This is a genomic window from Pseudomonadota bacterium (assembly GCA_011049115.1).
Classification (GTDB): domain Bacteria; phylum Desulfobacterota; class Anaeroferrophillalia; order Anaeroferrophillales; family Tharpellaceae; genus DSCM01.
Genome location: DSCM01000062.1, coordinates 1 through 16,525, shown reverse-complemented (window position 1 = coordinate 16,525; position 16,525 = coordinate 1). Strand labels below are relative to the sequence as shown.

Below are 16,525 nucleotides of genomic sequence, written 5' to 3'. Positions count from 1 at the left end.
TACGGCTTATGGCGTGGCCCCGTTGACGCCCTTGGCCGGCAGCTATCGGCTGGAGGATCTCGATCAGGTCCCGGTGTTGAGTTATCAGGCCCCGCCGCTCTATCCCTATCGGGCCAAGCGGCTGAATATCAGCGGCCGGGTCAAGGTTGAATTCGAGGTCGGGATCGACGGCGGCGTCGGGCGGATTCGGATTCTTGAATCGGAGCCGCCCGGCGTTTTCGACGAGGCGGTGTTGACCGCGCTCCGGCAGTGGCGTTTTCATCCGGGTGAGCTGCTTGGGGATAAGGTGGTCACCCGGATGAGCCGGACAATTGTTTTCAATCTGGAGGAATAGTATGTCGCTGCTTTTCGCCAAGTCGGGTCGGAACCTGGGGTTGGTTTTGCTCGTGGCGCTGTTCCGGTTGCCGATTGGGGTCGGGCCGGCTGCGGCCGATTGCGACGGACCGGTCAGTCAGCGTCTGGCCATTCTCCTGCATAAGGTGGAGACGGGGCTGAAACAGCCGGATCACGAGGCCGTTCTGGCCCTGTTGGAAGGTTTCGTCCGCGATTATCCGCAAGAGAAGCATTATCTGATCTACTCTCATCTCGGCAATCTCTATGACGCCGGGAAACAGGCGCGCAAGGCGCTGGCCGCCTACGGCGAGGCCCTGGTCTTGTGTCCGGAAAAAGCCTGGCTATGGCGGAATCAGGCCAAGATAGCCTGGGATCTGAAAGATTTCACGCTGGCGGCCGATTCCCTGCTCAAAGCCCATGCCCTCAAGCCGGATCATGAGTTGTTGTTTTCGGCGGTGGTTGCCTGCATTCATGCCGAGCGCAAGGATCAGGCCCTGGAGCTGCTCGAAACCCTGTTTGCGCAGGCTCGGGGCGTGGGTAAGGATGTCTGGCTCGAAACCTATGTCTCCCTCGGCTGCGAACGTCGGGAGTTCAAGCGTGTCGCCGGGTCACTGGAAAAATGGCGGCCCTGGCTGGAGGGGCGCGAAATTTTCTGGTATATGCGGGCCGTGCTCGAGCTGCAACAGCAGCATTACGAAGCCGCGGCCGCCGACCTCGAGATTCTGGCCTCCTTCGGGCCCCTGCCGCGACCGCGGAAAAGGCTGCTGGCCGACCTGCTCCTGCAGATCAAGATTCCCTTGCGGGCGGCGGAGTTGTACGAGGACTTGCTGATCGAGACCCCGACCCATCAATGTCTGTACGAGGCGCTGATTACCAGTTATCGTCTCGGTCTCAAGCCGGAGCTGGCCCTGGCTACGGTCGAGCGGGCCTTACGCCAGGGGGGCGCCAACCCCGCTCTGCTGCGCAGCCAGGGGGAACTTTATTTTGAACTGGGGCGTTACGAGGAGGCTTTCGCCGCCTTTGCCGAGCTGGCCCGGCTGGAGCCGGAAGACGGCAACGCCTATCTGAAACAGGGCTATTGCGCCCTGCGTCTGGAAAAGAAGGACCTGGCCCGCAAGCTGTTGGGCCGGGCCGCACACTGCAAAAGCGCCCGGAAAGAGGCGCGCCGTCTGCTCCGCTGGCTCGATCATGGATAGGACGCTTTTGCCTGGTCTTTCGGGGTTGGTCCCGGTTGCCGGGAGGTCGTTTGAATCTTTCGCCGCGGTTTTTCCCGGCGGCTGGATGAGCGGGCTTGTCTTCGGCCATCGACCGGAATAAAAATATTTGGCTCAGCCGGAGGGATAAAAAGCTTGACACTAAATTTGTTTGAGCATATAAAATGCGCCATTATGCTATAAGTTAACTACTTCTAAGTTTGATTATTTAAGTGAATTTTATCCTGGAGGGTCTATGGTGCTGCCGGCGGCGAGTTGCGGTAAGTCTTTGCGATTGTTGCATATTGATGCTGGTCAGGGGGTTCGTTCCCGGCTGGCGGCCATGGGCATGGTGCCTGGCGTGGAAGTCAAGGTCCTGGTCAATGAGGGCCGGGGGCCGCTGATCGTGACCCTTGATGGTAACCGTATCATGCTTGGGCGTGGCATGGCAGAAAAGATCATGGTCGGGTAGTTTTTTTTGCGCCCAAAGTTTGGCATGGCTAATAAATTTTTTACGAAGGGATTTGGTGCATGACGCTTGATAAATTGAAGCCGGGCGAAGAGGCTGTCGTTAAGAAAATCAGGGAGCGCGGGGTTGTCGGACAGCGCCTGATGGCCCTGGGTCTGTTTCCGGGAACCAGAATCCGGGTCCTGCGCAACGCGCCGTTGGTGGATCCTCTGGAGTTGGCTTTTGACGGTCAGTTTCTGTCGTTGCGACACGTCGAGGCGGCCGGCATCGAGGTGGAACCCCAATGAGTGCCAAGATCACGGTGGCCCTGGCGGGACAGCCCAATACCGGTAAGTCCACGGTTTTCAACCTGCTGACCGGAACCCGGCAGTTCGTGGCCAATTATCCGGGGGTGACGGTTGAAAAGAAGAGTGGTCATTTTTCCGTCGAGGGGCGGAAGTACGAGCTGATCGATCTGCCCGGAATCTACAGCATGACCTCGTACTCTCTGGAAGAACGGGTGGCGCGCGATTTTCTGCTTGAGGAAAAACCGGCGCTGACCATTAACGTGGTCGACGCGGCCAACCTCAAGCGCAATCTCTACCTTACCTTTCAGTTATTGGAAATGGGACTGCCCCTGGTGGTGGTTTTCAACATGATGGACGTGGTCGAAGGTCGCGGGGACGCTCTGGATCTGGAGGCAATCAGCCGGATGCTGACGGTACCGGTCGTGGCTGCGGCCGCCGGCAAGGGGGGGCGGGGCCGGGAAACGATTCTGGCGGCCTTGTCCTGTCCCGGGGACCAGGCCGGCAGTTTCAGGCTGGATTATGGTGTGCTTGAGCCCAGTCTCGCCGAACTCGAAAAGAGTCTGGCGGAGTCTGAGCCCCTGCGCGCCTTTTGTTCACCCCGCTGGCTGGCGGTTAAATTGCTGGAGGGTGACAGTCAGGCTTTGAATCTGTTGGCGAGGTTGCATCCTCTGGCGGTGGCACTGGCTATTGAGGTCGAAAGGCTGCGGGACGCTTTTGAACAAGATCACGAGATTACGCCTGAGGGCCAGATCGCTCTGCGGCGTCACGAGCAGGCCGTCGAGGTTGAAAAAATCGGGCTGCACGCCGCGGCCGGTCCCCGTCGCGAGTCGTGGACCAATCGTATCGACAAATTTGTTTGTCATCGTTACTGCGGCCCGCTGCTGCTGGTCGGAGTCGTCTATCTGATGTATGAACTGGCGATTGTTCAAGGCTATAATCTCACTAATTACACCTGGCCTCTGCTCGCCAGATTCCGGCAGATGGTTGATGCGTTGCTGCCGCTTTCCGGTTTTATCGAGGAATCGCACGGGCGCGGACTGGCTCTCTGGGTGGTTGACAGTGTCAACGGATTACTTAACTATGTTCCGGTCTTTTTCATTCTTTTTCTCCTGATCGCGATTCTGGAGGATATCGGTTACATGCCGCGCATGGCCTTTATTCTGGATCGGGTGTTTCGACGCTTCGGTTTGCATGGTCAGTCGACTCTGCCGCTGATCCTGAGCGGGGTGGTCGTGGGCGGTTGCTGTGTTCCCGGGGTTATGGCCTGCAAAGGGATTGCCGATGAAAAAGCGCGCTTTGCGACAATCCTGGTTTCTCCGTATATGAATTGTCTGGCCAAAACCCCCTTTTATCTGCTTCTGATCGGCATTTATTTCGGCGAACATAAAACCATCGCCTTTCTTTTTGTTTCCACGGTCACCATTTTTATCGCTCTGCCGGTGGCCAAGATTCTGACCCTGACCCTGTTACAAGGCAAGGAGAGCACTCCTTTTGTCATGGAAATGCCGCGCTATCATCTGCCGACCGTCAAGGGGGTTCTGCTTAGGGCCTGGGAGCGGGTCTGGCTCTATGTCAAGAAGGTTACCTCGGTGGTGGCGGCGGTGGCCGTGGTGGTTTATCTTCTGCTGCAGTTTCCCGGTCTGACTCCCGAGCAGGAGACCTTTTACCAGGAGCGGGCAAAGGCGGCCCTGGCCGAGTTCGGCCAGGTGGTCCGAACGCATGGCTATGTCGAACAGCTGCCGCCCACCCAGATCATGGCCCTGCTGGATTATTGGAACGATTACAAGCAGGCGAGTCTCGCCGCGGGCGCCGGTGACGAAGCCAGGGCCGGGGTGGAACGGCAATTTTCGACTAAAAATCCACTATATTACTCGTTTCTCAAGCCCGGTAAGGAGGTTGGAAAACTGGCGGTCAATCGCGCAGTCCGCAAGCTGTTGACGACCCGGAAAAGTCTGAGCCGGGAAATTCGGCAGGAAAAGATCAACCGGAGCTTTCTTGGTCGGACCGGCCGCGCCCTGGAACCGGTGACGCGCTGGGCGGGTTTCAACTGGCGGGTCAATGTCGCCCTTCTCAGTTGTCTGGCGGCAAAGGAGAGCGCCGTGGCGACGCTCGGCGCTCTTTACGAACCCCCGTCCGCGGAAAGCGGTCTTGACGATAAACTGGAAGAGCGGATGCGGATTACGGAAAACAGCATGACCCCGCTGCACGCCTTGTCGATTATTTTGTTCATGGCGCTCTACCCGCCCTGCCTGGCAACCATGATCATGATTAAACTGCAGACCAATTCCTGGAAATGGATGATTTTTTCCCTGGTCGCGCCGATTGTCATGGGGGTGGTGATCTCGATCCTGGTTTTTTCCGGAGGCCGGGCTCTGGGTCTGAACGGCTGGCAGGCCATGGCGGTTTTCTATCTGTTCGCGGTTATCGTGACGGTGGCCCTGGCCCTGGTTAAGGACCGGGAAGGTCAAACCTGTAGCGATTGAAAAAAAGAATTCTGAGGGCCGGCTTGCAGGAGTTCGGCTTTCTTTTTTGGTAAAAAGTTAGGATCTCAAAACTATTGCGGGGCTTAGTTGCGTGTCGAAAGACCGCCTCGGGGTGGCGGACTCGCGCTCGCGGTGGTGAAAGGTAAGCAGTTTTAATGCTGGTTTACGGGTCTTGGCCCGTAACCCCGAACAAGGAGAAAAAAGGAGAAGAAAATGAAGATCGTGAAGAGAATTAAATTGCTGAGTCTGGCCTTGGGAATTTCGCTGGCGCTGGCGACGATGGTCGAAGCTCACACCCCGCTTTGTACCTGCTTTGATAATGGCGACGGAACCATCACCTGCGAAGGCGGTTTCTCGGATGGTTCGTCGGCTGCCGGAGTCGCCATGCGGGTAATCGGAAAGGACGGCAAGGTCGTGCTTGAAGGGAAGATGAACGCCGACAGCGAGTTCACTTTTCCCCGGCCCCAAACCGCCTTTCGGGTTCAGTTTTCGGCCGGTCCCGGTCATGAAGTTGAAATCGACGGTGGGGAGATCAGTCAGTAACGGTGATTCATAAAAGGCGTCTAAAAATCAAATTCAGGAGAACGAAAAATGAAAAGAACATTTGTCCTGCTGTCGGCCCTGGTGGCTGTTTTTTGCCTGACGGTTTCCGCTCAGGCCCATTTTCAGATGCTTTATACCCCGGACTGTGCTTTTGAGAAAGGGCGGAGTATTGATCTGAAGTTGGTTTTTACCCATCCGTTTGAAGCCGGTCATACGATGGATATGGGGGTACCGGAACGTTTTTTCGTGGTCCATAAAGAACAGCGTACGAATCTGTTGGCTCAGCTTGCGCCGATTTCCTGGCAAAGCCTGACCAATCAGGGTAAAGCCTATGAACTGACTGGTTATCGCTTGAAGGGGATGGGTGATTTTGTTTTTTGTCTGGTGCCGGCTCCTTATTATGAAGGTTCGGAAGATGTTTATATTCAGCAATGCACGAAGATGATGGTCAATGTTGCCGGCGCTCCGACCGATTGGGATGCCGAATTGGGTCTGCCGGCCGAGATCGTTCCCCTGGCCAAACCTTATGCGCAGTGGACCGGCAACCTTTTTCAGGGAGTGGTCAAAGGTGCCGGCAAGCCGGTGCCTTACGCCGAAGTTGAGGTTGAGTATCTTAATCATCAGCCGAATATGACAACCAACAGTTTTGCCGCCGAAGCGGCGGTGACGGCGCCGCAGGACGCTTTCGTGACCATGACGATCAAGGCCGATGCCGGCGGAACCTTCACGTTTGCCATGCCTTTTGCCGGCTGGTGGGGCTTTTGTGCGCTCGGAGTCGGGCCGGATAAGGAATATCAGGGCAAGGAACTTTCCCAGGATGCGGTGATCTGGGTTAAATCCGTGACCGCAGAGCGTTGTCGTTAATGTCTGACCACAGAGAATCAGGAGTTGTTTAATGAAAATATATAGATATTTAATCCTTGCGGCAATTGTCCTGTTGCTTTTTGTCGGCGTGGCCCCGCTGGCTGCCGAGACGCAGGAGCTGAAACAGAAAATGGAGGTCCTTGAACAGCAGCTCAACGATTTGCAGAAGCAGCTCAGCGGTCAGCGGCAGGATCTTGACGAAAATCGGCAGGAGCAGGTGAAATTGAGTTCCCTGGCGGGAGGTCTTAAGCTGCTTGGCGAACATGTCACCATCAGCGGTTGTGTTGAGGTTGAGGTTGGTTTTACCGAGGATTACGACGGCAATGACGAAAGCGATATCACTTTGGCGACGGTGGAGCTGGGGATTGATATTGATCTGCATAAATATGTTTCGGCCCATATTCTCCTGCTCTGGGAAGAGGATGACACCGAACCGGTCGATCTGGACGAAGCCTATCTCACTCTCGGCAATACCGAACATTTTCCGGTTTTCCTTCAGGCCGGTAAATTCTATGTGCCCTTCGGCAACTTCGAGAGCCATATGATCTCCGATCCTCTGACTCTGGAACTCGGGGAAACCCGCGAAAGCGCGGTTCTGCTCGGCTTCGAGCAGGCCGGTTTCCGGGTCGGCGTTTATGCCTTCAACGGTGATATCGACGAGGCCGAAGACGATAACGAGATTAAATGTTTCGGTTTGAGCACCGGGTATGCCTTTGAAAACGATAACTTCAGTCTCGATGTCGGGGCCGACTGGATCAACAACCTGGCGGATTCCGATACCTTGGGCGACGCCCTGCCGGAATCCATCCGTGACTATGTCGATGGCTTCACCGCTCATGCCGTATTTTCCTGGCAGGGTCTGACCCTGATCGGTGAATACCTGGCCGCCAACGATGATTTCGCCGTTGACGAGCTTGAGTTCAAGGGCAAGGGCGCCAAGCCCGAAGCCTGGAATGTCGAACTGGGTTACACCTTTGCGGTCGCCGGCCGTGAAGCCTTTGTCGCGGTGGCCTGGCAGGGTACCGATGAGGCCCTGGCTCTGGAGCTGCCCGAGGATCGTTACCTGGGTAGTGTCGGGGTTGAACTTTTCCCGGGAATCGGTCTGGCGCTCGAATACGCGCATGACGAAGACTATGGCGTCGGCGACGGCGGCAGCGGTAAGACGGCCGATACCGTAACCCTGCAGCTGGCCCTGGAATTCTGACGGGCAAGCGGTCGGTATCCGTAAGTCTTCGGCGTTTTTCTCCCGGCCCAGGCAACCCTATCGGAGGAAGGTTTACTCGGCTCTTCGGTATTGATCTGGCCGTGAGATGGTCAATGGCGTTTGCAATACGAGAGGATTACGCAAAAGGGCGAAGCACCGCGATCTTGTGACTATACCGTTGGCGCTGAAGTTCTGAGCGGATAAAATACGGCCCGGAAACGCCGGCAGAGGCGTTTCCGGGCCGTAAAAGGTTGTGGTGCGGACTTGTTTCAGCCGGGGGAAATGGCATCCACCGGGCAGACCTCGGCGCAGGAACCGCAGTCAATGCATTTGTCGGTGATGATGTAACTGTCCTCGCCCTCGATGATGGCATCTTCGGGACACTCTTCCTGGCAGGAACCGCAGGATGTGCATAATTCAGGATCGATTTTGTACATATCTTTTCACCTCTCCGCTAAATGAAGTTCACTCGCCTTGCTCGCTTGACGATGACATCAATATACCGCCAGTATACCATCAAATCTTGAACCTGTCAATCGGGAGGCCAGGGCAGGATTGTTTCAATGGTAGCCGCGACCATCATCGAGATTTCGACGCGGGGCCGGGCCGCGCCCGGAGTAAAAGCTTCGGAAAACAGAACCGGGGTGAGCAATCGTGTGGCCAAAAACTTGAGGTGCGAAATTTTTTTGGAGAAATTCATGGTTTTTTCATCAAGCTTGAGGTATCTCCCCCCTGAAGCCAGGGCGAACCGGGAACAAAAATTGCGTTCTGGATACGAAATTCGCTTTTTTGAAGGTAAAATTATTGTAATTTTTCGGCGCGGCAACACCGCTTGGCCTGGGCCGCGGCCGCAGTTATTCGGAGATAAACCCATGGATAGACAGAATTTTCCAGCCATGAAGCAGGCCGCGGTCGCCCGCCTTTGGCGGGCGACCGGCTATTCCCTGGCCGGTCTGGCCGCCGCCTTCAGGAACGAGCAGGCTTTCCGGCAGGAGTGTTATCTGCTCCTGTTGTTGCTGCCGCTGGGGTTGTGGCGGGGGGAGGGCGCGGTCGAAAAACTGCTGCTCATCGGCAGCTGGCTGCTGGTTATGATTACGGAATTGCTCAATTCGGCGGTCGAGGCCGTGGTCGACCGGATCGGCTCCGAGCACCACGAGCTTTCCGGCCGGGCCAAGGACATCGCCTCGGCCGCGGTCATGGTCGCCCTTTTCCTCGCCACCCTGACCTGGCTCTTGCTGGCTTTCTGAGGCTGGGGTTGAGAACAACTCAGCCGGAAGACCTTCCCGGCAGCCGGACCAGGACTTCGATTTGATCGTTGCGGTTGTTGATACTGACTTCCCCCTGGTGCTGGTTGACGATTTCCCGGACGATGGTCAGGCCCAGGCCGAAGCCGCCCGAAGCCGCCGAGCGTGATTTTTCCACCCGGTAAAACTGTTCGAAGAGTTGGGCCAGCTCTTCCGGGCTCAGCGGGGGGCTGCTGTTGGCCAGTCGCAGTTTAAAGCCGTCCCGGTCCCGGCTCAGGCGGACATTGAGGTGTCCCGGCGGCCGGCAGTACTTGATCGCGTTGTCGAGCAGGTTGATAAACAGCCGCTGGAGTTTGTCCGGATCACCCCGGAAAGGGGCCGGGCGGGTGATGTCGAGGCTAAGGGACATCGCCTCTAAATCGATCAGGGGCTCGAATTCGGCCAGGACCGAGGTCAGCATTTCTCCAAGGTCGAAAACTTCAGATTTCAGCTGCTGCTTGATTTCCAGACGAGAGAGAAACATCAGATCGCGCAGCAGCCGACCGAGGCGCTGCAGGGTCTGCTGCTGGGCGCCGAGGCGCCGGCGGAAAGCCGCCGGCAGTTCCCGGTTTTCCATCCCCTGTTCGACAAATAGGCGGATGGTGGTCAGCGGGGTGTTCAGTTCATGGGCGGCATTGGCGAGAAATTCCTTCTGGTGGTTGAAGGAGTATTGCAGACGGTCGAGCATCTGGTTGAAAGCCCGGGAAAGCTCGAAAAGCTCATCCTGATTGTGATTGAGCGGCAGCCGTGCCGTCAGGGCCTGTTCGTCAATCTCCCGGGCCAGTTCGGTGATCCGCCTGATGGGTTTGAGAATGCGCCCGGCGAGCAGGTAACTGATCAAGAGCAAAAGCACAGTCGACAGGGAGAGGCCGATGGTAATGAAGATGACGACTTCGCGGATCTCTTCATCGAGTTTTTCCATAGGCAGCGCCACCTGGATTAGCCGGGCGGGTTGGTCGCCGGCAGCCGCCAGCCGGGTGCGGCGGGTTCTGAAGGTCACGTTTTCGCTCTCGCCCTGATCCAGATCAATCATGCGGCTGGAAACCTGAACTCTGAGCGTGCTTTTTTTTCTCTCTGGAGCCATGGGTAGGTCGATGAGGCGGGCCAGCCGGGAAGCATAGATCAGTTTCTCGCCCTCATAAACCCGGATCCAGTAGCGGCGGTTGTTGAAAAGCAGTTCGGTGGCCTGCTGCTGAAACTGTTCTTCCGGCTGATTGCTGCTCTCAAACAGCCGCATGACCTCGCCGGTCGCCGTCTTGATTTCATCATCAAGCTGGCGGTAGAGCTGTTCCAACATCTCCCGGAAAACGAAGAGGGAGAAAAACAGGCTGACCAGGACCCCGGCCGCGGTGATCCAGAGGCTGATGCGGGTGCGGATTTTCATGCCGGCTCTTCCTGGTCGCCCGGGGTATCCCGGGCGACGAAGCCGACGCCGCGAACCGTTTGAATCAGGGCCCGGCCGCTTTTTTCGGGGTCGAGCTTGCGGCGCAGATTCTTGATGTGGACGTCGATGGTGTTGGACATGGTGAAGGGGTCGAAATCTTCGCCCCAGACGTGCTCGGCCAGGGTGATTCGGGATACCGGCTGGTTCTTGTTGTAAAGCAGGAATTCGAGCAGGGAGAACTCTTTGGGAGTCAGCTCCAGGGGCCGGCCGGCGTTTACGACTTCACGGCTGACCGTGTCAAGGCTGATGTCGCCCACCTGGAGCAGGCTGTTGCCCTCGCGCCCCGGCCGGCGCAGCAGCGCCCGAATGCGGGCCAGCAGCTCGGCCGTGGAGAAGGGTTTGGCGAGGTAGTCGTCGGCGCCGCAGTCGAGCCCTTTGACCTTGTCCTCAATGCCGCCGCGGGCAGTGAGAAACAGCACTGGAGTACTGATTGCGGCCCGGCGGATTTCCCTGAGCAGGCTGAGGCCGTCGAGCTTGGGCAGCATGATGTCGAGAACCAGCAGGTCGTAGAGATTGGCGAAAACCTTATCCAGAGCCTCCGCGCCGTTGACGGCTGTATCGACGAGGTAGCGCTGTTCCCGGAGCAGCTCCTCGAGCTGGGTTAAAATGCCGGGCTCGTCTTCGACCAGGAGAATTTTCATGGTTTATGCTCCGCCGGCGGCAGGCCGTGGCGGCGCTGGTGATAGAGCCAGGAGGAGGCGGTAAGCAGGGCCAGGCCGTCGCGTTCGAGTTCTTCATCGGGGGGCAGCGGCAGCAGTTCCCGGCCCTTGACGCGGAAGGTTCGGGGGGCGCTTCGGGGCTCGAACACCGCCAAACGCTCGCCGCGGTAGAAGCCGTAGAGCGAGTAGAACTGCATCAGGGCAAAATCAACCTTCTCCGGGTTGAAAATCGAATTGCCGACAATCGGCGATTCGAGGTCGAGGCCCAGCAGATCCAGGGCCGTGGCCGTGACGTCCATCTGGCTGACCAGGCGTTCGCAGCGCCGAGGTTCCACGTTTCCTCCTAAAATCAGGCCGAAAATCCGGTAATTGTCGACCGGCATGATGCCGTTGGGGCTGCTGCGAACGCGCACGTTGTGATCGGCGACGACGACAAAGACGGTGTTTTCATAGTAACCGTGCTCGCGGGCCAGGGCGAAGAATTTACCGAGGGCGAAATCAGCAAATTTGACCGCGTTCTCCTCGCTGTCGGGTTGGCTGCCGGGCAGCGGGCTGATGCGGCCTTCCGGGTATTCGAAAGGGGTATGGTTGGTCGTCGTAAACAGCACCGAGAGAAAAGGCTGACCGGCCTGGTGATGCCGGGTGAATTCCTGGTCGGCGCGAACCACCAGGTCCTCGTCGCAGACGCCCCAGATGCCGTGATAAACCGGGTTTTCAAACAAAGGTTCATCGATGATTTTCTGAAAACCATTGCCGTAATACCAGCTGCCCATGTTGTCGAAACGCTTTTCCCCACCGTAAATGAAACTGCTGTGATACCCTTTAGGGTTCAAAGCCTGGGCGAGCGAGAAAAAATCCTGCTGGCTTAAGTTGCGTTTGAGGACGCTGGTGCCGGGAATCGGGGGGAACCCGGCGACGATGGCCTCCATGCCGCGGACGCTGCGGGTGCCGCTGGCATAAAGTTGCGTAAACAGAATGCCTTCCTGGGCCAGGCGGTTGAGCTCGGGGGTGATTCCGGGCCGGCCGCCCAGAGCCTCGACATACTGAGCCCCCAGGCTTTCCTCAATGATGACCACCAGATTGCGGGGCCGTTCGGACCGGGGAAAATGACTCTGCGCCCGGCGGAGAAAGGGGTAGTCGGGGTGAACCGGTTTTCCCGGGTCGATCGCGAGCAGTTTCTGCACCCGGGCGATGGCCTCGTCATCCTGCATGCGCCCGTAAAGCTTGGTGTCGACCGAGAATTTATGCTTGGCATAGAGCGAATAGCCGACCGCGTGCAGGGTGTTCTTGGCAATCTCGTTGGCAATGTGGGAATTGCTGAAGGTCGCGTCGGAGAGATTGGCGGGCCGGTGGCCGAAGGAGGAGCGGATGCCGAGAAAAATGATCAGGGCGGTGGGCAGAAAAAGGAAGAGGCGCAGACGGTAGTCGACCTCCAGGGCGCGTCGGAAAAGGCGGCTCTGTTTCCTCCAGCGGCGATAGAGCCAGGTAAACAGCGAGAGACAGACGGCGGCCAGGGTCAGGGGCAGCAGCTGGGTCGAAAAAATCGTGCTCAGGACCTCGCGGGGGTAGAGCAGGTAATTGACGAACAGTTCATTGGGCCGAGCCTCGAATTCGGCAAAAAAAGGCGGCGTCGCGATTTCCATATAGATCGTGATCAGCGTGATGACGAGAAAATACCAGCCGCAGAGCCGGGCGCTGACCCGGGTGAAACGGGGCGGAGAAAGAAACAGGAACAAAGTCGGCAGAGCCAGGGCCGCGGCCGCGGCGATCGTGTCCAGGCGCAGACCGACAAGAAGGGCGAACCAGTAATTGACCCCGCCGGCGACCAGCGGCTCGTGGTAGCGGCCGATCAGTACCAGCCGGCCGACAAAAGCGACCAGCAGCAAAAGGAGATAAAAAAGGAGCAGCGGCCGCGCCGCCCGCAGCCAGGAACGGCCGATTGTTTTCAGCATGATGGATTATCCTTTGATTGTTTGGTTACTTTCAAGTAAGCCAGTAACAGCTGGTAACTTTCACATATGTGTGGCCGCGATAGCGGTCTGAAGTGTCGCTATTCAGCCAGTTTCAGCAGGTCAAGCTCCGGATTATAGATCTTGCTCTCAACCTTGTAAAGACCCAGCAGGGTGTGAAAAATGAAATCATGGGAAACCGCCTGGTCGCGTCGAGCCCGCAGTGCGGCCGGATCAAAGCCCCGGTCTTCGCCGAAACCCGGGGAAAACCAAGCGATAGCACCGATATGTATCTGTTCATCCGGGGCCATGAACCAGGGCAGACTGTGCAGGTAAATGCCGTTTTCCCCCAGAGACTCGCCGTGATCCGACATGTAGATCATAAAGCTGTTCCGCTCGGCGCTGTTGTTTTTGAGCCAGTCGAGCAGCCGGGCGAGAAAAAAATCGGTATAGAGAATGGTGTTGTCATAGGCGTTGATCAGTTCTTCACGGCTGGCGTTATGCACGTCTTCACCCTGGTATTCGGGCTGGAATCGGGCAAAAGCCGGCGGCCGGCGTTTATGGTAGGCCGGGCCATGGCTGCCTTTCTGGTGTAACACGATGAGCAGATCGCGGTCGGCATGGGCCGCCAGAAATTCATCCAGGTTGAGCAGCAGGGCTTCGTCGAAGATCTCGCCCCGCTGACTTAATGAGGCTGCCCGCGCCTTTGGCAGATCCCGGAGGCTCAGCTTCTCGTAGAAGATTCGTTCGGCCACGCCTTTGGCGCTGGAGTTGTTGTCGCGCCAGAGCACCGCCACGCCGAGGCGCTGTAAAATATCAAGCACGTTTTCGTAAGCCGCCGCCTTTTTGACCGAATAGTCCTTGCGGGGCAGATGTGAGAACATGCCGGGCAGAGCCTCGGCGGTCGAGGTGCCGCAGGCGTAGGCCTGGGTGAAGCTGATGATGTTTTCCTGTTTAAGTCGGGGGTTGGTTTCACGCTGGTAGCCGTTTAAGGAAAAATTCGCGGCCCGAGCCGATTCGCCGACTACGAAAACCCCGAGAAGCTTTTTCCGCCGGCCGCTGGCAGGACTGATCCGCGCGTCTTCAGCCAGCGGTTGCGGCGGCCTTTTGACAAGATGATTGACCCGGTAATATTTTTCCACCGAATAGAGGGCGTAGCTGGGGTTTAAGAAGAGGCGGAGGAAACGGTGACTGCGGCCGATCAGGGCGAAGTCGTCGTAGGCGGCAAACAGGGTGCCGCCGATAACCATCAGGGTCAGCAGGGCGCAGAGCAGGTTGGCGCCGGTCTGGCGCAGGGTCGGGGCCCAGGTTTGCCGCCGGCGGATTAGCAGCGCCGCCGGCAGGATAACCAACAGCAGGAGATGCCCGAGAAAGGCCGGGCTCAAAAGTTCGGCGGCTTCGCGGGTATCGGTTTCGAGCAGGTTGCTGATCATGTTGTGATCGATAATGACGCCGTAATGCGAGGAGAAATAGAGAATCGGCCCCATCAGCAGCAGCAGGATCACGGCCAGGCTTTTCTGGAGATAGGGATAGGCCGTAAGGGTCAGAAAGAAAAAGAAAACCCCGACTAAGATGACCAGGGTTGCGGCCAGAAAACCGGCGTTGGCGCTCAGGGAGATGTCCGGCAGCCGCAGCAGCTTTCGCCAGAAGGGGAAATTGTAAACCGTGGCGAAAAGCAGGGCCAGCAGCAGCGTCGGGCCCCGCCCGGCGCCAAGCCGGAAGAGCCGTTGCCGCCAGTTCTTTTCCGCTTCGATGTCGGTCCCGGCGAGCCGGTCGGGGTGGGGCTGATTTTTTTGTGAGTGCAACATGAGTTTCAGTGCCTTGCCGTCGTTTGCCTGCCATGAAAATAAAAAACTGTATTTTTAAAGGATAATTATTCTGTCGTCAGCGGGGGCGGCAGCAGGGGTTGCAAGGCTGTGGCCGACCACAGGCTGATTCGTCTTTTGCCGCTCTCCAGGGTCAGCTCAGGCGGCCCGCTGTCGTTATCGGGGGACAGATTCCGGCGGAAGGTGACGATGTAGGCCTTCGGATGGGCCGCCAGCCAGGGGCCGACTTCGTGAATCTCATCCAGAGTGATCAGGGGTTGGCGCAGTCGGCCGGGGAAATGGAACTGGTTGGCGAATCTGGCCGGATAGATGGCGACCTGATGTCCTTGCCGTTGCAGCTCGGCGATTTTCAAAGCCATGGGTCCGAGGTCGAAAGTGCCGGCCAGGCTGCCGGCGGCGATGAACTGCAGCAGCAGAATCCAGCCGACTACGGCGGCGCTGATTCCGGTAATCGTGGTCGCGGGCTTCTCCGGTTTTAATCCGCAAGCCAGAAGACCTGAAAATATCAGAGCCAGGACCCAGAGCGGGTTGCGGTGACCGGTAAATTCGTTGACCAAGGGCAGGAGCCCGCTGCCGGCCAGTACCAGCCCGCTGACCAGAAAAAGTCCGCCCAGACTGATGCGGCACCAGCGCAGGGTTTGAGGGGCGGCGCCGTCGGCCGCCCGGGCGCCGAGCAAAGCCAATGCCGGCAGCAGCGGGACCAGATAGTGGAGCTGCTTGCCGCTGACCAGGGAAAAGAGGATGAAGGCCGGCAGCAGCCAGGCCAGACAGAAGCGCAGGCCGGGTTCCGCAAGTAAGCCGCGCCAGCCTTTTTCCGGGCCCCGGACAAGCAGCACCGTCCAGGGCAGCAGTACGAGCGGGAGCAAGGGCAGGTACCACCACCAGGGGCGCTGATGGGCGAAGGATTTGACTATCCGTCCGGCCGTCTGGCCCCAGAGAATGGCGTCGGCGTAGGCCGGGCCTCCGGCTCTGGCGGCGGGCAGGGCCCAGCCCAGGGCCAGGCCGATACCGGCGAGCAGCGCCGCCAGCAAAAGCGGATACCAGTATTTTTTTTTCGCGGCCGCCGCCGGCCGCCACCAGGGAAAGCTCAGGGCCGTCGGCAGCAGCGGCAAAAGCACGACCGGACCCTTGGTCAGGAGGCCGCCGCCGATGGCGATCGCGAGCAGCATCAAGCCCGAGCGCCACTGCCACCGGCTTATTTTCAGCAGGCCGATAAGACCCAGGAGAATAAAAAAGGTCAGCAGCTGATCGAACATGGTTACGGTGCTGGTTACCGCCCACAGGGGCAGGGCCAGGAGGATGAAAGGGGCAAATTCAGCGACCCGGGGGTTTTCCGGCCAGAGGCGGCGGCCCAGAGCGGCGGTCAGCCCTAGGTTACAGAGGGCGAACAGCGGGGCGGTCAGCCGGGCGGTAAAGGCATTGGCCCCGAACAGCATCCAGCCGAGGTTGATCAGGTAGAAAAGCAGGGGCGGCTTGTGACTGTAGGGCAGACCGTTGACCTGGGGGACCAGGAAATTGCCGCTCCGCCACATTTCCCAGGCCACCGAAAGATAGCGGGTTTCATCAATCGGAATCGGCGGTCGGCAGGCGATGCTGACCACTACCAGCAGACCCCAGAGGCCGACCAATCCGCAAACACTTCGGCTTTTCATGAGGTCGGCCTCTCCGGTTTTTTTCTGCGGATGAAATAGATATTGCGCAGATAGATCAGGCAGCCCGAACTCTGCCCGAGAATGAAGACCGGATCCTTGCGGTAAAGAGCATAGGCGAACAGAATCAGCCCCCCGCCCAGGCTCAAATACCAGAAGGATTCGGGAATGATACTCTGCCGGTGTTTTTCGCTGAACAACCACTGGACGAGAAAACGGGCCGAAAACAGAGCCTGACCGAGCAGGCCGATTCCGACCCAGATCATTGATTCGTCCATTCTTCTTCCTCCGTTTCCACCGCCTGACTGCGCCGCATCAGCCAGGCTACGCCGATCAGAT

Annotated in this window: 16 protein-coding genes; 9 read left to right on the top strand and 7 right to left on the bottom strand. The window is 58.1% G+C overall.

Annotated features, from left to right (window positions below; translation table 11 throughout):
- The 8 genes from ENN66_05270 to ENN66_05235 all read left to right on the top strand — a co-directional run.
- Window positions 1-334, top strand: a 334-nt coding sequence (locus ENN66_05270; protein HDS16010.1) for an energy transducer TonB, incomplete at its 5' end; no start/stop codon positions are given.
- Window position 335: 1 nt separating this feature from the next.
- The gene (locus ENN66_05265; protein HDS16009.1) at window positions 336-1,529 is read left to right on the top strand and encodes a tetratricopeptide repeat protein; all 1,194 of its coding nucleotides are present in this window, start codon (window positions 336-338) and stop codon (window positions 1,527-1,529) included.
- 253 nt (window positions 1,530-1,782) lie between these two features.
- Window positions 1,783-1,998, top strand: a complete 216-nt coding sequence (locus ENN66_05260; GenBank protein HDS16008.1) for a ferrous iron transport protein A — start codon at window positions 1,783-1,785, stop codon at window positions 1,996-1,998.
- A 59-nt stretch (window positions 1,999-2,057) separates the two neighbouring features.
- A complete protein-coding gene (locus ENN66_05255; protein ID HDS16007.1) occupies window positions 2,058-2,282 on the top strand; it encodes a ferrous iron transport protein A in 225 nt (74 codons plus the stop codon).
- Window positions 2,279-4,765 carry a ferrous iron transport protein B gene (gene feoB, locus ENN66_05250; GenBank protein ID HDS16006.1) on the top strand — a complete coding sequence of 829 codons (2,487 nt, stop codon included), beginning with the start codon at window positions 2,279-2,281 and terminating at the stop codon, window positions 4,763-4,765. The genes ENN66_05255 and feoB overlap by 4 nt, the downstream gene beginning before the upstream one ends.
- Before the next feature lie 213 nt (window positions 4,766-4,978).
- The gene (locus ENN66_05245; GenBank protein ID HDS16005.1) at window positions 4,979-5,308 is read left to right on the top strand and encodes a hypothetical protein; all 330 of its coding nucleotides are present in this window, start codon (window positions 4,979-4,981) and stop codon (window positions 5,306-5,308) included.
- Window positions 5,309-5,356: 48 nt separating this feature from the next.
- Window positions 5,357-6,172, top strand: a complete 816-nt coding sequence (locus ENN66_05240) for a DUF4198 domain-containing protein (GenBank protein HDS16004.1) — start codon at window positions 5,357-5,359, stop codon at window positions 6,170-6,172.
- A gap of 31 nt (window positions 6,173-6,203) precedes the next feature.
- Window positions 6,204-7,376 (top strand): LbtU family siderophore porin, encoded by a 1,173-nt coding sequence (locus ENN66_05235; protein ID HDS16003.1) that lies wholly within the window; start codon window positions 6,204-6,206, stop codon window positions 7,374-7,376.
- Between the two features lie 269 nt (window positions 7,377-7,645).
- Here ENN66_05235 and ENN66_05230 read toward each other — a convergent pair whose 3' ends face one another.
- Complete coding sequence (locus tag ENN66_05230) at window positions 7,646-7,813, bottom strand: 4Fe-4S dicluster domain-containing protein (protein ID HDS16002.1); 168 nt, start codon at window positions 7,811-7,813, stop codon at window positions 7,646-7,648.
- A 459-nt stretch (window positions 7,814-8,272) separates the two neighbouring features.
- Between ENN66_05230 and ENN66_05225 the strand changes: the two genes are divergently transcribed.
- Window positions 8,273-8,623 (top strand): diacylglycerol kinase, encoded by a 351-nt coding sequence (locus ENN66_05225; protein HDS16001.1) that lies wholly within the window; start codon window positions 8,273-8,275, stop codon window positions 8,621-8,623.
- A 19-nt stretch (window positions 8,624-8,642) separates the two neighbouring features.
- On the opposite strand, the gene ENN66_05220 is transcribed toward ENN66_05225, so the two are convergent.
- The 6 genes from ENN66_05220 to ENN66_05195 form a co-directional block, all read right to left on the bottom strand.
- Window positions 8,643-10,043: a HAMP domain-containing protein gene (locus ENN66_05220; GenBank protein ID HDS16000.1), complete on the bottom strand. Its 1,401-nt coding sequence runs from the start codon at window positions 10,041-10,043 to the stop codon at window positions 8,643-8,645.
- Window positions 10,040-10,744, bottom strand: a complete 705-nt coding sequence (locus ENN66_05215; GenBank protein HDS15999.1) for a response regulator transcription factor — start codon at window positions 10,742-10,744, stop codon at window positions 10,040-10,042. Before ENN66_05215 ends, ENN66_05220 begins: the two co-directional genes overlap by 4 nt.
- On the bottom strand, window positions 10,741-12,714 hold the full coding sequence (locus tag ENN66_05210) for an LTA synthase family protein (protein HDS15998.1): 1,974 nt from the start codon (window positions 12,712-12,714) through the stop codon (window positions 10,741-10,743). Before ENN66_05210 ends, ENN66_05215 begins: the two co-directional genes overlap by 4 nt.
- Window positions 12,715-12,812: 98 nt before the next feature.
- Window positions 12,813-14,519 carry a phosphoethanolamine--lipid A transferase gene (locus tag ENN66_05205; protein ID HDS15997.1) on the bottom strand — a complete coding sequence of 569 codons (1,707 nt, stop codon included), beginning with the start codon at window positions 14,517-14,519 and terminating at the stop codon, window positions 12,813-12,815.
- Between the two features lie 65 nt (window positions 14,520-14,584).
- Complete coding sequence (locus tag ENN66_05200; protein HDS15996.1) at window positions 14,585-16,189, bottom strand: phospholipid carrier-dependent glycosyltransferase; 1,605 nt, start codon at window positions 16,187-16,189, stop codon at window positions 14,585-14,587.
- Window positions 16,186-16,464 (bottom strand): lipid A biosynthesis protein, encoded by a 279-nt coding sequence (locus ENN66_05195; protein HDS15995.1) that lies wholly within the window; start codon window positions 16,462-16,464, stop codon window positions 16,186-16,188. The genes ENN66_05200 and ENN66_05195 overlap by 4 nt, the downstream gene beginning before the upstream one ends.
- Window positions 16,465-16,525 lie beyond the last annotated feature (61 nt).

Bases quoted from the DNA above. Each gene is read 5' to 3' on its own strand.
- ENN66_05240 (HDS16004.1), top strand. From the start codon at position 5,357: ATGAAAAGAACATTTGTCCTGCTGTCGGCCCTGGTGGCTGTTTTTTGC.
- ENN66_05225 (HDS16001.1), top strand. From the start codon at position 8,273: ATGAAGCAGGCCGCGGTCGCCCGCCTTTGGCGGGCGACCGGCTATTCC.
- ENN66_05210 (HDS15998.1), bottom strand. From the start codon at position 12,714: ATGCTGAAAACAATCGGCCGTTCCTGGCTGCGGGCGGCGCGGCCGCTG.
- ENN66_05235 (HDS16003.1), top strand. From the start codon at position 6,204: ATGAAAATATATAGATATTTAATCCTTGCGGCAATTGTCCTGTTGCTT.
- ENN66_05215 (HDS15999.1), bottom strand. From the start codon at position 10,744: ATGAAAATTCTCCTGGTCGAAGACGAGCCCGGCATTTTAACCCAGCTC.
- ENN66_05255 (HDS16007.1), top strand. From the start codon at position 2,058: ATGACGCTTGATAAATTGAAGCCGGGCGAAGAGGCTGTCGTTAAGAAA.
- ENN66_05200 (HDS15996.1), bottom strand. From the start codon at position 16,189: ATGAAAAGCCGAAGTGTTTGCGGATTGGTCGGCCTCTGGGGTCTGCTG.
- ENN66_05205 (HDS15997.1), bottom strand. From the start codon at position 14,519: ATGTTGCACTCACAAAAAAATCAGCCCCACCCCGACCGGCTCGCCGGG.
- ENN66_05195 (HDS15995.1), bottom strand. From the start codon at position 16,464: ATGGACGAATCAATGATCTGGGTCGGAATCGGCCTGCTCGGTCAGGCT.
- feoB (HDS16006.1), top strand. From the start codon at position 2,279: ATGAGTGCCAAGATCACGGTGGCCCTGGCGGGACAGCCCAATACCGGT.
- ENN66_05220 (HDS16000.1), bottom strand. From the start codon at position 10,043: ATGAAAATCCGCACCCGCATCAGCCTCTGGATCACCGCGGCCGGGGTC.
- ENN66_05265 (HDS16009.1), top strand. From the start codon at position 336: ATGTCGCTGCTTTTCGCCAAGTCGGGTCGGAACCTGGGGTTGGTTTTG.
- ENN66_05260 (HDS16008.1), top strand. From the start codon at position 1,783: ATGGTGCTGCCGGCGGCGAGTTGCGGTAAGTCTTTGCGATTGTTGCAT.
- ENN66_05230 (HDS16002.1), bottom strand. From the start codon at position 7,813: ATGTACAAAATCGATCCTGAATTATGCACATCCTGCGGTTCCTGCCAG.
- ENN66_05245 (HDS16005.1), top strand. From the start codon at position 4,979: ATGAAGATCGTGAAGAGAATTAAATTGCTGAGTCTGGCCTTGGGAATT.